The sequence below is a fragment of the Burkholderia sp. AU16741 genome, from assembly GCF_002223345.1.
Lineage (GTDB): Bacteria > Pseudomonadota > Gammaproteobacteria > Burkholderiales > Burkholderiaceae > Burkholderia > Burkholderia sola.
Genome location: NZ_NKEZ01000008.1, coordinates 1316277 through 1330937, shown reverse-complemented (window position 1 = coordinate 1330937; position 14661 = coordinate 1316277). Strand labels below are relative to the sequence as shown.

Here is a 14661-nt window from a genome sequence, read left to right as displayed (position 1 = left end):
GGTGCGGGCGCCGGATCGATCAGACCGTCTCGGGTTGCCGCATCGCCTGCGCGACATTGCGCGCCGGTGCGCCGTTCGCGACGAAGTACGGCACGTCGACCCGCGCGAGCGGCGTGCGGCCGCGGATCTTGTCGGCGATCTTCTCGGCGATCATGATCGTCGGCGCATTCAGGTTGCCGGTCGTGATGATCGGCATGATCGACGCATCGACCACACGCAGCCCGTCGAGCCCGTGCACGCGGCCTTCTTCATCGACCACCGCCATGTCGTCGTAACCCATCTTGCACGAGCACGACGGATGGAACGCGGTTTCCGCGCGGGCGCGCACGAACGCGTCGAGTTCCTGATCGCTCTTGCAATCGGCGCCCGGATTCAGCTCGCGGCCGCGATAGCGGTCGAGCGCCGGCTGCCGCATGATCTCGCGCGTCGCGCGGATCGCATCGCGGAACTCGCGCCAGTCGAGCGCTTCGGCCATGTAGTTGAACAGGATGCTCGGATGGTCGTTCGGGTCGCGCGAGCGCAGCTTCACGCGGCCGCGGCTCGGCGAGCGCATCGAGCCGACGTGCGCCTGGAAGCCATGCATCTCGATCGCGTTCGAGCCGTTGTAGTTGATCGCCACCGGCAGGAAGTGATACTGGATGTTCGGCCAGGGGTCGTCGTCGCGCGTGCGGATGAAGCCGCCCGCCTCGAAGTGGTTGCTCGCGCCGAGGCCCGTACCGTTCAGCATCCATTCGAGGCCGATCTTCGGCTGGTTCCACCACTTGAGCGCCGGATACAGCGACACCGGTTCCTTGCACTCGTACTGGATGTACATCTCCAGGTGATCCTGCAGGTTCTGGCCGACGCCGGGCAGGTCGAGCACGACCGGAATGTCGAGTGCCTTCAGCCATGCGCCGGGGCCGACGCCCGAGCGCTGCAGCAGTTGCGGCGATGCGATCGCGCCGCTGCACACGAGCACCTCGCGGCGCGCATGCGCGGTCGCGCGCTCGCTGCCGCGCAGGTACGTGACGCCCGACGCGCGCTTGCCGTCGAACAGGATGCGATCGGCGAGCGCATGCGTGACGATCTCGAGGTTCGGCCGCACCTTCGCCTGGTCGAGGTAGCCACGCGCGGTGCTCGCGCGGCGGCCCTTCGGCGTGACGGTGCGATCCATCGGGCCGAAGCCTTCCTGCTGATAACCGTTCAGGTCGTCGGTGCGCGGATAGCCGGCCTGCACGCCCGCGTCGACCATCGCCTCGAACAACGGGTTCGCGCCCGGCTTGCTGGTCGTGACCGACACGGGGCCGCTGCCGCCGTGATAGTCGTTCGGGCCGACGTCGCGCGTCTCGGCTTTCTTGAAGTACGGCAGGCAGTCGAGATACGTCCAGTTCTCGAGGCCCTTGTGCGTCGACCAGTTGTCGTAGTCGAGCGCGTTGCCGCGGATGTAGCACATCCCGTTGATCAGCGACGAGCCGCCGAGCCCCTTGCCGCGCCCGCACTCCATCCGGCGGTTGTCCATGTGCGGCTCGGGGTCGGTCTCGTACGCCCAGTTGTAGCGGCGGCCCTGCAGCGGATAGGCGAGAGCGGCCGGCATCTGCGTGCGGAAGTCGAAGCGGTAGTCGGGACCGCCCGCTTCGAGCAGCAGTACCGTGACGTCCGGATCTTCCGTCAGGCGCGTTGCGAGCACGTTGCCCGCGGAACCCGCGCCGCAGATGATGTAGTCGTATTCGCGTGTCGTCATGACGGATCTCCTTGTCTTAGAACACCGGGTTGTAGCGGCCGAGCTCGACCTGCACCGATTTGATTCGAGTGTAGTGCTCGAGCGTCGTGATGCCGTTCTCGCGCCCGACGCCGGATTGCTTGTATCCGCCAACCGGCATTTCGGCCGGCGATTCGCCCCACGTGTTGATCCAGCAGATGCCGGCTTCGAGGCGATGGATCGTGCGGTGCGCGCGCGACAGGTTCTCGGTCACGACACCGGCCGCGAGCCCGTAGTGCGTGTCGTTCGCACGGGCGATCACTTCGTCCTCCGATGCGAAATCGAGGATGCTCATCACCGGCCCGAAGATTTCCTCGCGCACGATCTTCATGTCGTCGCGGCAGTCGCCGAACACGGTCGGCGCGACGTACTGGCCGTTGGCGAAGTGGCCGTCGGTCAGGCGCGCGCCGCCCGCGAGCAGCTTCGCGCCTTCGGCCTTGCCGCTTTCGATGAAGCCGAGCACCTTGTCGAGCTGCGCGGCCGACACGAGCGGGCCGAAGTTGGTGTCGGCATCGGTCGGCTTGCCGACGCGGATGCGCTTCACGCGGTCGAGCACTTTCTGCGTGAAGGCGTCCTTGATCGAGCGGTGCACGAACACGCGCGTGCCGTTCGTGCAGACCTGGCCCGAGCTGAAGAAGTTGGCGGTGACCGCGATGTCGGCCGCGCGGTCGAGATCCGCATCGTCGAACACGATCAGCGGCGACTTGCCGCCGAGTTCCATCGTCACTTCCTTCAGCGACGATGCGCCGGCCAGCGACATCACTTTCTTGCCGGTCTCGACGCCGCCGGTGAACGACACCTTCGCGACGTCAGGATGGCCGGTGAGCAGCGCGCCGACCGAGCCGTCGCCCTGCACGACGTTGAACACGCCGGCCGGCACGCCGGCTTCCGTATAGATTTCCGCGAGCTTCAGCGCGGTGAGCGGCGTGACTTCACTTGGCTTGAACACCATCGCGTTGCCGGCCGCGAGCGCGGGCGCCGTCTTCCAGCACGCGATCTGGATCGGGTAGTTCCATGCGCCGATGCCCGCGCATACGCCAAGCGGCTCGCGGCGCGTGTACACGAACGACTCGGCGCGCAGCGGCACCTGCAGCCCTTCGATCGCGGTCGCGAGGCCCGCGTAGTACTCGATCACGTCCGCGCCGGTGACGATGTCGACCGCGAGCGTCTCGCCGATCGGCTTGCCGGTGTCGCGCGTCTCGATCGCCGCGAGTTCGTCGTTGCGCTCGCGCAGCAGATCAACCGCGCGGCGCAGGATGCGCGAGCGCTGCATCGCGGTCATCGCTGCCCATTCGCGCTGGCCTTCCCGGGCCGACGCGACCGCGCGGTCGACGTCGGCCGCGCTCGCCTGCTGCACCTGCGCAAGCAGTTCGCCGGTGGCGGGGTCGAAGGTGTCGAAAGTCTTGCCGCTGGTGGCGTCGACGTAACCGCCGCCGATGTAGAGGCGCTGCAAACCGTATACGGACATGAGGATCTCCTTGAGGGCGACTGCGTCGCGCGTCAGTCGGACGCGAGCAGCAGGTCGATGTAGTCGTGGGCGAGCTTCAAAGCGGCTCGGGTGTCGATGGGGCCGCCGGCGAGTGCGCCGCGCAGCCACAGGCCGTCGATCAGCGCGGCGAGGCCGCTGGCGGCTTCGCGCGCTTTCGGGCGCGGCAACGCCTTCGCGAATTCGGCGCACAGGTTCGAGTGCAGGCGCCGCGTGTTCACGTGCTGCAGGCGCTTGAGCATCGGGTCGTGCATGCTCTGCGACCAGAACGCGAGCCAGGTTTTCATCACGGGCGCGCTGACCTGCGTATCGTCGAAGTTCGCGGCGACGACCGCGCGCAGCCGCGAACGCGGATCCTTGCGCGCGGCGACGCGGCGGCGCGTGGTGGCCGACCACAGGTCGCGCAGCACGTGCCGCATCGTCGCTTCGAGCAGGCCGTCCTTGTCGCCGAAGTAATGGCTGACGATGCCCGTCGAGATGTTCGCGCGTTGCGCGACCGATGCGAGCGTCGTGCCGGACAGGCCCGCTTCGTCGATCGAGCGCAGCGTGGCATCGATCAACTGCGCGCGGCGTATCTCCCGCATTCCGACTTTCGGCATCGCGACTCCCTTCGCCCGGGCGGGCCGTCCATGGAAGTCGAGAGCTTAGCGGTTTTTTATTGATCGTTCAATCAACAAAAACGGGGCCGAACGGCATGCTGCGTTCTAAACGGGTGAGGATTCATCCCGTCAGCAGCCGTGTGCAGGTGCGGAAAAACGTATTGTAAGAAGATTAATTAAGTTTGAATCTGTTTAAAACGATTCATGAAAATATGACGCAATGCGGAGAGCTGTTTCCGTGCTTGATTTCATTACAAACCGAAAGAGTGTCGAGCTGTGTAAAATCATTCACGATATGAAATCGTAAAATCATATTATGAAGATGCTTGGTTTTATAAAAACCGTTTGAATTTAGTGATTTAAACAAAATAAGTCAATGAATATAAACGGAAATTGGCGTTTTGTGAATGCTGGACAGGATTGCTCGCAAACGATTGCCATCCTCTTTTTCGAGATTCTTCCTACCATGGAAATCGACAAATAAATTTGAATTCGGCGTATTTCCGGGCGAAGTAGAAGGATTTTTGGAATGACTTGAGTAGGCAATATCGACCGTATTAGTATGGCGCCGCACCACGAGGAATGAATGGCGCCGCGGGAAATTGCCGCGGTGCGTCGGCAATACGCGCGTCGCTCGACTTCGCACGGCGCCGGCGCCAGCCATTACGCACTGCAGCATGCCGCGACGTCGAGACGCCGCATCCACCGGAGAACGACGATGCCGACCGAAAAACACGTGGTCCCGCTGCCGAATGGTCTGAAGGTCTACGTCGAACGGAACGTGTTCGACCCGGCGTTCGACACGGCGATGCTCGTCAACGGCGCGCTCGCGACGACCGCGTCGTTCGGCCAGACCGTCCAGTATCTCGGCGAGCGGATGAACACGATCTGCTTCGACCTGCCGTATGCGGGGCAGTCGCGCCAGCACAACCCCGGCTGCTTCATCCTGACCAAGGACGACGAGGCCGCGATCCTTCAGTACCTCGTCGAGCGCTTTGCGCCGGCGTTCCTCGTGTCGGTGTCGTGGGGCGGCGTCGCGTCGCTGTTCGCGCTCGCGCGCGGCTGCCCGAGCGTGCGGCGCGCGGCGATCTGTTCGTTCTCGCCGTTCCTGAACGATGCAATGGTCGATTACGTGACGCGCGCCCGCGATCACATCGCGGCCGGCGAGAACCTGAAGGCCGCGCAGTTGCTGAACGACACCGTCGGCCGCTATCTGCCGCGCATCATGAAGCTGTACAACTACCGGTATCTCACGCGCCTGCCGCGCGACGAGCAGGACCAGGTCGCGTTTCACGTCGATCAGATCCTGTCGCTGCAGCCCGAGCGTTACTTCAGCGAGTTCTCGAACATCGGCTGCGAGCTGCTGTTCCTGAACGGCGAGCGCGACGAATACACGACGCCGGCCGACGTGCGCCAGCTCGGCGCGCACGTGCCGCGCGCGCGGTTCGCGACGGTACCGGACGCCGGTCACTTTCTCGACATCGAAGGCCGTGCGCAGCGCGAATACACCCGCGCCGCGTTGCTCGATTTCTTCTGCGACGAAGCGCCGGCCGCGGCCGGCATCGCGCGCGCCGCCGCGCATGCTTGCGTGCCCGCGCCGCTGCACGCGTTGTCGTCGTGACGCCGTCCGTCGTGCAGCGGGCGCGTCCCGCGCATCCGAATTCCCATCCCAACGAGGCAGGCCAGCCGTGAATATCGTTCAGACCATCGCCATCGTCGTTCCGTGGGCCGCGTGGCTCGCTTACTGGATCGCCACGTCGCAGGGTGTCAAGGCGACCGTGCGCAAGGAGGCGTCCCGCTCGCGCACGCTGCAGTCGATTCCGCTGATCGTCGGCGGCGCGCTGATCATCCTGCCCGATCCTTCGTGGCCGGCGCTCGTACCCGACTGGCAGCGTTTTGGGCTGCAGGCGCAGTGCGGGCTCGCGGTGCTGGTGGCCGGCCTGCTGTTCTCGGTGTGGGCGCGGCTGCACCTGGGCACGAACTGGAGCGTGTCGGTCACGCTGAAGAAAGACCACGAACTCGTGCGCACGGGGCCGTATGCACTCGTTCGTCATCCGATCTATACGGGCTGCCTGGTCGCGCTGGTCGGCGCCGCGCTGATCGGCGGCGAATGGCGCGGCGCGATCGGCGTGCTGCTCGTGTTCGCGTCGCTCGCGTACAAGGTGCGCGTCGAGGAGAACTGGCTGACCGGGTATTTCGGGCCGGCGTATGCGCAGTACCGCCGCGAGGTCGCGGCGCTGATCCCCGGTTTCTATTGACACCCGCGAGGCGCGCGATGGCGAAGATGATCGTGACCGCGATCGGCTCGGCAGGCGACGTGCATCCGCTGCTCGGCATCGCGCGCACGCTCGCCGCGCGCGGTCACGAGGTCGTGTTCTGCACGCATGCGCCGTTCGAGGCGGCCGTGCGCCGCTGCGGGTTCGCGTTCGTGCCGGTCGGCACCGCGGCGGAATACGACGAGGCGATGGCGAACCCCGCGCTGTGGGATCCGCGCACGTCGTTCCGCACGCTGTGGCAGGTGATCGCGCCGACGCTGCGCCCGCATTACGACACGCTGCGCGCGCTGACCGATGCCGACACGGTGCTGGTCGGCACGCTGTGGGCGTTCTCCGCGCGCTTCATGCAGGAGCTGCGCGGCACGCCGTACGTGTCGGTGCAGGTGTCGCCGTCGACGCTGCTGTCCGCGCATGCGCCGCCGACTCACCCGCGCCTGACGATTCCCGCGCGCTGGCCGCTGGCGGTGAAGTCGGCGCTGATGACGCTGATCGAGCGGCAGGTGCTCGATCGCGTGTGCGGCCCGGCGCTCGACGCGGTGCGCCGCGAACTCGAGCTTGCGCCCGCGCGGCGCGTGCTCGGCCGCTGGCTGCATTCGACCGACGGCGTGCTGTGCCTGTTTCCCCCGTGGTTCGCGCCGCCACAGCCGGACTGGCCGTCGAACCATCTGCAGAGCGGTTTTCCGCTGTTCAACGATATCGCGACACCCGACGACGATGTGGCACTCGATGCGTTTCTCGCGGCCGGCGAAGCCCCGGTCGTGTTGACGGCAGGTTCGACACGCGTCGATCACGCGGCCTATGCGCGCGCGGTGGCGGACGCGCTGCGCGCGACCGGCGCGCGCGGAATCCTGCTGACGCCGCACGATGCGGTGCAGGGCGATGACCGACTGCTCGTGCGCCGCTTCGTGCCGATGCGCACGCTGCTGCCGCGTTGCCGCGCACTCGTGCATCACGGCGGGATCGGCACGGCGGCGCTCGCGTGCGAAGCCGGGATCGTGCAGGTCGTCACGCCGTTCGCGCACGATCAGTTCGACAACGCGCAACGCGTCGTCGCGAACGGCTGCGGCGTGCGCGTCGACGGCCCGGTCGACGGCGCGCGGCTCGGCGCGGCGCTCGCGCGCGTGCTCGACGAACCCGCGTTCGCGGTACATGCGGAGCGCACGCGTGCGCTGCTCGCGGCCGCGCCGGACGGCTGCGGCACGGCCGCCGATTTCATCGAACGGTTCGTGCCCACGCGCGGACGGGCGGCCGCGCGGGCCGATGTCGCGGTGGCCGGAGCATGAGCCCCGCGTCGCCGCTGCACGACGGGCCCGTCGCGCCGTCCGCGTTCGACGCGTCGGCGTCGGCGTCGGCGCCCGCGCCCGCCGCGCAGCCGGTGCGCGGCATCCGGCTCGCGCTGCTGACGTTCGCGCTGTCGCTCGCGACCTTCATCGAAGTGCTCGACTCGACCGTGACGAACGTCGCGGTGCCGGCGATCTCCGGCAGCCTCGGCGTATCGAACAGCCAGGGCACATGGGTGATCAGCTCGTATTCGGTCGCGGCCGCGATCGCGGTGCCGCTCACCGGCTGGCTCGCCCGCCGCGTCGGCGAGCTGCGGCTGTTCGTCGGCGCGGTGCTGCTGTTTACGCTGACGTCGCTGCTGTGCGGGCTCGCGCGCGACCTGCACGTGCTCGTGATTTGCCGCGCGCTGCAGGGGCTGTGCTCGGGGCCGATGGTGCCGCTGTCGCAGACGATCCTGCTGCGCACCTTTCCGCCAGACAAACGCACGATCGCGCTCGCGCTGTGGGCGATGACGGTGCTGCTCGCGCCGATCTTCGGGCCGGTGGTCGGCGGCTGGATCGTCGACAACTTCTCGTGGCCGTGGATCTTCCTGATCAACTTGCCGATCGGACTGTTCTCGTTCACGGTGTGCACCGCGATGCTGCGCCCCGACGCGCAGCGCGGCGCAGCCGGGCCGATCGACGTGCCGGGCATCGTGCTGCTCGTGATCGGCGTCGGCTCGCTGCAGGCGATGCTCGATCTCGGCCACGACCGCGGCTGGTTCGACTCGCCGCTGATCGTCACGCTCGCGGTGGTCGCGGCGCTCGCGATCGTGTCGCTGCTGATCTGGGAAGCGGGGGAAGCGCATCCGGTGGTCGACCTGAGCCTGTTTCGCGACCGTACGTTCTCGTTCTGCGTGCTGATCATCTCGCTCGGGATGATGAGCTTCTCCGTGGTCGGCGTGGTGTTTCCGCTGTGGATGCAGGCCGTGATGGGCTACAACGCGTTTCACGCGGGGCTCGCGACGGCGTCGCTCGGCGTGCTCGCGCTGGTGTTTTCGATCCTCGTCGGGCTGCACGCGCATCGTTTCGATGCACGCGTGCTCGCGACGTTCGGCTTCCTCGTGTTCGCGGCCGTGCTCGCGTGGGACGCGCACTTCACGCTGAAGATGACGTTCGCGCAGATCGCCGCGCCGGGGCTGATCCAGGGGATCGGGCTGCCGTGCTTCTTCATTCCGCTGACCGCCGCGACGCTGTCGCGCATTCCGGACGACCGGCTCGCCGCCGCGTCGAGCCTGTCGAATTTCCTGCGCACGCTATCGGCCGCGTTCGGCACCGCGATGAGCGTGACGCTGTGGGACAACCGCGCGACCTATCACTACGACGTCGTGTCGCAATCGGTCACGCACGCGTCGGCGAATACGCAGCGCTTCGTGCATGCGCTGAACGCGATGGGCGTGGACGGCGTGCGCGAGCTGACGACGCTGCATCAGGTCGTGATGCAGCAGGCCTACATGATGGCGACCAACGACATGTTCTGGATGGCGAGCATGACGTGTCTCGCGCTCGCCGCGATGATGTGGCTGACGCGGCCCAGGCGTGGCGCCGCGGCTTCGTTCGGGCATTGAGGAGCAGACCATGACGACACTCGGCGCACTCGTGATCCTGTATCACCCGAGCGACGCGCAGCTCGACGCGTTGCGCGGATGGCGGCACGCGTGCGACGCGCTGCTCGTCGTCGACAACACGCCTCGGCCCGACGCACGGGCTCGCGAACTATGCGCACGCGAAGGCATCACGCTGCTGCATCACGGCAATCGCGGCGGCATCGCGGGCGCGTACAACGCGGGGCTCGCGGCGTTGTTTCGCGACGGTATCGACGCGGTCGCGCTGTTCGACCAGGATTCGTCGGTGCCGGCCGAGTATTTCCCGACGATGCGCGATGTCTGCGCGGGGCTCGCCGGGCGCGCGTTCCTGGCCGGTCCGCGCATCTTCGACGAGAACGCACGCAGCTTCCTGCCGGAACTCGCGACGAACGGCATCGGCTTGCGCCGCCTGCGCATCGAGCCGGGCACGCCGATGCAACGTTGTGCATTCCTGATTTCGTCGGGCTGCGTCGTGTCGCGCGACGCGTTCGACGTGCTCGGCCGCTTCGACGAGACGCTGTTCATCGATCACGTCGATACCGAATACAGCTTCCGCGCGCTGTCGCGCAACGTGCCGCTCTATGTCGTGCCGTCGCTGGTGCTGCCGCACCGGATCGGCGCGAAACAGCGGCACGCGCTCGGCCCTTTTGAAATGACGTCGATGAATCACTCGTGGCAACGGCGCTACTACAGCGCGCGCAATGCGGTGCAGCTCGGGATGCAGTACGGGCTGCGTTTCCCGGTGGCGCTCGTGCCGAACCTGCTGACCGTGTGGCAGGTCGTGCAGATCGCGCTGGTCGAGCGCGACAAGCGCGCGAAGCTGGCCGGCATCCTGTTCGGCATCGCGGACGGCCTGTTTGGCCGGCTCGGTCCGCTCGAGCGCACGCGGCCGCGTCTGGCCGCGCGGGCGCAGCGCGTTCGGCAGGGGTGACGATGCGGCGTTTGACGAAAGCGGCCGGTTCGGCGCATGGCGTGAAGGGCGGCTCGATGGTCGCGGTGGCGGCCATGCTGTTCGCGTTGGGCGGATGCGTACCATCGGGCTTCCTGCCGTCGCTGTCGCTGCGCACGCCGGCCGACGATGCGCTCGCGCACACCGTCGGCCCCGGCGCGAGCGGCGCGTGGCCGGCGCCCGACTGGGTGAAGCAGTTGCAGGATCCGCAGCTCGACGACCTGGTCGCCGAGGCGTCGCAGAACAGTCCCGATGTGCAGGTTGCCCAGGCGCGGTTGCGGATCGCGCAGGCGCAGCTTCAGCAGTTCGATTCGCTGACCGGTTTGACCGGCACGGCCGGCGCGACGATCAGCCGCGCACGGATGCCGAAGCCCGGCGACATCGCCGACGTGACGGCCGGCGGCTATCGCGTGCCGGTGCAGATCTTCGGCGATCCGAACGTGTCGCCTTCGTCGATCTTCGTCGGGCTGAACTACCAGCTCGACCTGTGGGGCAAGAACCGCGCGGCGACGAAGAGCCTGATGTCGTTGCGCGACGCGGCCGGCGTCGAGGCCGAACAGGTGCGGCTCACGCTCGCCGTCGCGATCGTCACCGTGTATTGCCAGCTCGATCAGGCGTATGCGGTGCGCGACCTGTTGCAGCAGAAGCTGAAGATCAGCCAGCGCGTGACGGCCGTGCTGCGCGAGCGCACCGCGCGCGGTCTCGACAACGCGTACGACGCGAGCGATGCGTCGATCAAGCGCAGCCGCCTGCTCGAACAGATCGCGTTGAACGACGAGCAGATCAAGCTCGCGCAACTGCAACTCGGCGTGCTGTCGGGCCGTGGCCCGGAGCGCGGGCTCGCGCTGCAGCGGCCGCGCGTCGGCGCGTTCGCGGTCGGCCCGCTGCCCGCCCGGCTGCCGGCCGACCTGCTCGGCCGCCGGCCCGACATCGTCGCCGCGCGGCTGCGGGTCGAGGCCGCGTTCGCGAACGCCGACTCGACGCGTGCGCAGTTCTATCCGGACGTGAACCTCGTCGCGCTCGGCGGCGTGTTCGCGCTGACGCCCGCGTCGCTGTTCTCGCGCGATTCGCTCGCGGGCTCCGTCGGCCCGGCGATCTCGCTGCCGATCTTCGATCGCGGCCGGCTGAAGGCGAAGCTTGGCGCGGACGTCGCGCAGGCCGACGTCGCGATCGGGCTGTACAACAAGACCGTCGACGACGCGCTCGGGCAAGTCGCGCAACTCGTCACGTCGGTGCAGACGTCGCAGACGCTCGTCGCGCAGCAGCAGGACGCGGTCGCGGCCGCGCAGAAGATCGTGCAGATTGCGGCTGACCGCCATCGGCGCGGCGTGCTGATGCAGAAGGACGTGGATGTCGCGGATCTCACGCTGATCGACGAGCGCGCGCAGATGATCGCGCTGCTCGGCAAACAGCGGTCGCTGCGCGTTCAGTTGGTCGGCGCGCTGGGCGGCGGGTTCGATGCGGGCGCAACGGTCGGGCAGACGCGGACGCCGGCCGTGCAGCGGGCGCGTAGTGGGGCGGCCAGGCGCGGGGCGGTCACTGCCGTGGCCGCGAACCGGGGAGCGGTGGCGAGCCCGTCGAATGACTCGTCCGCACGGAGCACGGCAATGTCGGCGGCGGCCGCCACGGCGAGAGCCGCGCCCGCGCCTGAATCCGCACGACGCAATGACACGGCGCGCCCGTCCACGGTCGGCTCGGCCCAACCCGACGCAGCGCCGCGCGGCACACCCGTTCTCGCGCGCACGACCTCGGCGAGCCCGATGAGGGGTGGGTCGCCGATGCCCGCGATTCCCGTCTTCCAGCACGATCGTCTGATCGTTACGCAAAGCGACTGATGCACCACGACAACCTTCACTCCGCCGCGCCGCCGGCCGCGCTGAACGATCCGGCACTCGACGCGCGCCGCGCGACGCGCCGCAAGCGCTTTACCGTGTTCTTCGCGATCGTGCTGCTGGCCGCGCTCGCGTGGACCGCATACTGGCTGTTGAGCGAGCGCTACTACGAAGACACCGACGACGCCTATGTCGCGGGCAGCATCGTGCAGGTCGCCGCGCAGATCCCGGGCGCCGTGACCGACGTGGTGGTCGCCGATACGCAGGCCGTGCGCGCCGGACAGACGCTCGTGCGGCTCGACGATGCCGAGGCGTCCGTCGCGTTCGCGCAGGCGAAGGCGCAGCTCGCGCAGGCCGTGCGGCAGGTCGCGAACGCGAAGATCTCGAACACGATGTACGTCGAGGCCGTGAATGCGCGGCGCGCCGACCTGGCGCTCGCGCAGCGTGCGCTCGCCGCCCGTTCCGGCGCGTCGGTCGAGATCGTCGCACCGGAAGAACTGGCGCGGGCGCGCGCGGCGGTGGCCGGCGCGCAGGCGAACCTCGCGGCCGCGCAGGCGCAGCTCGACGCGGCGCGCGCGCTCGGCAGCAAGCTGCCCGTCGACGAAAGCCCGGCCGTCGTGCAGGCGGCCGCGCAGTTCAAGCTCGCGTACCGGAACCTGAAGCGCACGACGATCGTCGCGCCCGTCGACGGCACGATCGGGCAGCGCTCGGTGCAGGTCGGCCAGCAGGTCGGGCCCGGCGTGCCGCTGATGTCGATCGTGCAGCTCAACCGGCTGTGGGTCGAGGCGAATTTCAAGGAAGGACAGATTCGCCACATGCGCGTCGGTCAGCCGGTGGAGGTCGTGTCGGATCTCTACGGCTCGCGCATCGCCTATCGCGGCCGTGTGCAGGGCTTCTCGGCGGGCACGGGCAGCGCGTTCTCGATGCTGCCGTCGCAGAACGCGGCCGGCAACTGGATCAAGGTCGTGCAGCGCGTGCCGGTGGTGATCGCGCTCGATCCGCGCGATCTCGCCGCGCATCCGCTGCGTGTCGGGCTCTCGATGCGCGCGACGGTCGACACGCACGACCGCAACGGTCACGCGCTCGACAGCGAGCCGCCGACGCCGGCCGTCAGCACGCGCGTGCACGACGGCGTCGCGAGCGATGCGGAAGCGGCGGCCGCCGCGATCATCCGCGAGAATCAGGGCGGGTAGCGGCTGCTGTCGCGCAGGGCCGGCCGCGAGGGCCGGTCCGACCCCGATGCGTCTCGCGCCCGGTAGTTTCCCGCCTGACTTTCGTATTTCCGCCATCGATGTCGGCGTCGATCAAACGCATGTCGCGTTTGAGACATCGGCGCCCCTGCCTCCGGGACTACTCTCGAACAGCACGTTGCGCGTGCGCCGCATGGCGCCGGCGCGCCGCGGCGCCATCCAACGAGACATGGAGACAATACGATGAGCAGCAATCGAGGTGTCGTCTATCTTGGGCCGGGCCAGGTCGAAGTCCAGAAAATCGATTATCCGAAGATGGTCGACCCAAGCGGCCGCGCGATCGGCCACGGTGTGATCCTGAAAGTGGTCAGCACGAACATCTGCGGTTCCGACCAGCACATGGTGCGCGGCCGCACGACCGCGCCGGTCGGCCTCGTGCTCGGTCACGAGATCACCGGCGAAGTGGTCGAAGTGGGCCGCGACGTCGAGACGCTGAAGCTCGGCGATCTCGTGTCGGTGCCGTTCAACGTCGCGTGCGGTCGCTGCGCGATGTGCAAGGACACGCATACGGGCGTGTGCCTGAACGTGAACCCGTCGCGTGCCGGCGGTGCGTACGGCTACGTCGACATGGGCGGCTGGATCGGCGGCCAGGCCGAGTACGTGCTCGTGCCGTATGCCGATTTCAACCTGCTGAAATTCCCGGACCGCGATCAGGCGATGGCGAAGATCCGCGACCTGACCTGCCTGTCCGACATTCTGCCGACCGGTTATCACGGTGCGGTGAGCGCGGGCGTGAAACCCGGCTCGACGGTCTACATCGCGGGCGCGGGCCCGGTCGGGATGGCGGCGGCCGCATCGGCGCGCCTGCTCGGCGCGGCCGTGACGATCGTCGGCGACATGAACGCGGAACGCCTCGCGCACGCCCGCGCGATGGGCTTCGAGACGGTCGACCTGTCGAAGGACGCGTCGCTCGGCGAGCAGATCGAGCAGATCCTCGGCGTGCCCGAGATCGACTGCGCGGTCGACTGCGTCGGCTTCGAGGCACACGGCCACGGCTCGTCGGGCCATTCGGAGGAGGCGCCCGCGACGGTGCTGAACTCGCTGATGGAAATCACGCGCCCGGCCGGCGCGATCGGCATCCCGGGGCTGTACGTGACGGACGATCCGGGCGCGAAGGACAAGGCGGCGCAGCACGGCAGCCTGAGTATCCGCTTCGGCCTCGGCTGGGCGAAGTCGCATTCGTTCTTCACGGGCCAGACGCCGGTGCTGAAGTACAACCGCAACCTGATGCAGGCGATCCTGTTCGACCGGCTGCCGATCGCGAAGATCGTCAACGTCGAAGTGATCTCGCTCGACCAGGCGCCCGAAGGCTACAAGAAGTTCGACGGCGGTGCGCCGCGCAAATTCGTCATCGACCCGCACGGGTTGCTGGCGGCGTGATGCGCTAGCGTTCGACGCGCGCGACGCGTGACGCGAAAACGGGCGGCGCCGGAAACGGGCCGCCCGTTTTTCGTGGCGGAAGCGAAGGTGGCGGCACGGCAGCGCGGCGACCGCCGATCACGATCGCGCGGAATGGCGGCGATGATCGCCGCCCGTTGCCAAATCGTTCACCGCCGTGCGGCGGGGATCCGCGTGTGGCCGGTCACTTCACCCACGCCGTTTTATGAAAGGTGGTCGGGAAAAGCG

11 protein-coding genes are annotated in these 14661 nt (G+C 68.0%); 8 read left to right on the top strand and 3 right to left on the bottom strand.

What is annotated here, in order from left to right; genetic code table 11:
• Nucleotides 1-19 precede the first annotated feature (19 nt).
• From betA to betI, 3 genes are read right to left on the bottom strand one after another with little or no spacing between them, the layout of a single operon-like run.
• Nucleotides 20-1720: a choline dehydrogenase gene (gene betA / locus CFB89_RS26400; RefSeq protein WP_089470414.1), complete on the bottom strand. Its 1701-nt coding sequence runs from the start codon at nucleotides 1718-1720 to the stop codon at nucleotides 20-22.
• Between the two features lie 16 nt (nucleotides 1721-1736).
• Complete coding sequence (gene betB, locus CFB89_RS26395; RefSeq protein ID WP_089470413.1) at nucleotides 1737-3206, bottom strand: betaine-aldehyde dehydrogenase; 1470 nt, start codon at nucleotides 3204-3206, stop codon at nucleotides 1737-1739.
• 32 nt (nucleotides 3207-3238) lie between these two features.
• Nucleotides 3239-3823, bottom strand: a complete 585-nt coding sequence (gene betI, locus CFB89_RS26390; RefSeq protein WP_089470412.1) for a transcriptional regulator BetI — start codon at nucleotides 3821-3823, stop codon at nucleotides 3239-3241.
• A 718-nt stretch (nucleotides 3824-4541) separates the two neighbouring features.
• On the opposite strand from betI, the gene CFB89_RS26385 reads away from it, so the two are divergent.
• From CFB89_RS26385 to fdhA, 8 genes are all read left to right on the top strand, one after another.
• Nucleotides 4542-5444 (top strand): alpha/beta fold hydrolase, encoded by a 903-nt coding sequence (locus tag CFB89_RS26385; RefSeq protein ID WP_089470411.1) that lies wholly within the window; start codon nucleotides 4542-4544, stop codon nucleotides 5442-5444.
• Nucleotides 5445-5511: 67 nt separating this feature from the next.
• Nucleotides 5512-6081 carry an isoprenylcysteine carboxylmethyltransferase family protein gene (locus CFB89_RS26380; RefSeq protein WP_089470410.1) on the top strand — a complete coding sequence of 190 codons (570 nt, stop codon included), beginning with the start codon at nucleotides 5512-5514 and terminating at the stop codon, nucleotides 6079-6081.
• A 17-nt stretch (nucleotides 6082-6098) separates the two neighbouring features.
• Complete coding sequence (locus tag CFB89_RS26375) at nucleotides 6099-7382, top strand: glycosyltransferase (protein WP_089470409.1); 1284 nt, start codon at nucleotides 6099-6101, stop codon at nucleotides 7380-7382.
• Nucleotides 7379-8986, top strand: coding sequence for a DHA2 family efflux MFS transporter permease subunit (locus CFB89_RS26370; protein ID WP_089470408.1), 1608 nt, complete (start codon nucleotides 7379-7381; stop codon nucleotides 8984-8986). The genes CFB89_RS26375 and CFB89_RS26370 overlap by 4 nt, the downstream gene beginning before the upstream one ends.
• A 10-nt stretch (nucleotides 8987-8996) precedes the next feature.
• Complete coding sequence (locus CFB89_RS26365) at nucleotides 8997-9935, top strand: glycosyltransferase family 2 protein (protein WP_089470407.1); 939 nt, start codon at nucleotides 8997-8999, stop codon at nucleotides 9933-9935.
• 2 nt (nucleotides 9936-9937) lie between these two features.
• A complete protein-coding gene (locus tag CFB89_RS26360) occupies nucleotides 9938-11788 on the top strand; it encodes an efflux transporter outer membrane subunit (protein WP_089470406.1) in 1851 nt (616 codons plus the stop codon).
• Nucleotides 11788-12978, top strand: coding sequence for an efflux RND transporter periplasmic adaptor subunit (locus CFB89_RS26355; RefSeq protein WP_089470405.1), 1191 nt, complete (start codon nucleotides 11788-11790; stop codon nucleotides 12976-12978). Before CFB89_RS26360 ends, CFB89_RS26355 begins: the two co-directional genes overlap by 1 nt.
• A 240-nt stretch (nucleotides 12979-13218) precedes the next feature.
• Entirely contained in the window at nucleotides 13219-14415 is a 1197-nt protein-coding gene (gene fdhA, locus CFB89_RS26345; RefSeq protein ID WP_011547090.1) for a formaldehyde dehydrogenase, glutathione-independent, read from the top strand.
• The last annotated feature ends 246 nt before the right edge of the window (nucleotides 14416-14661 follow it).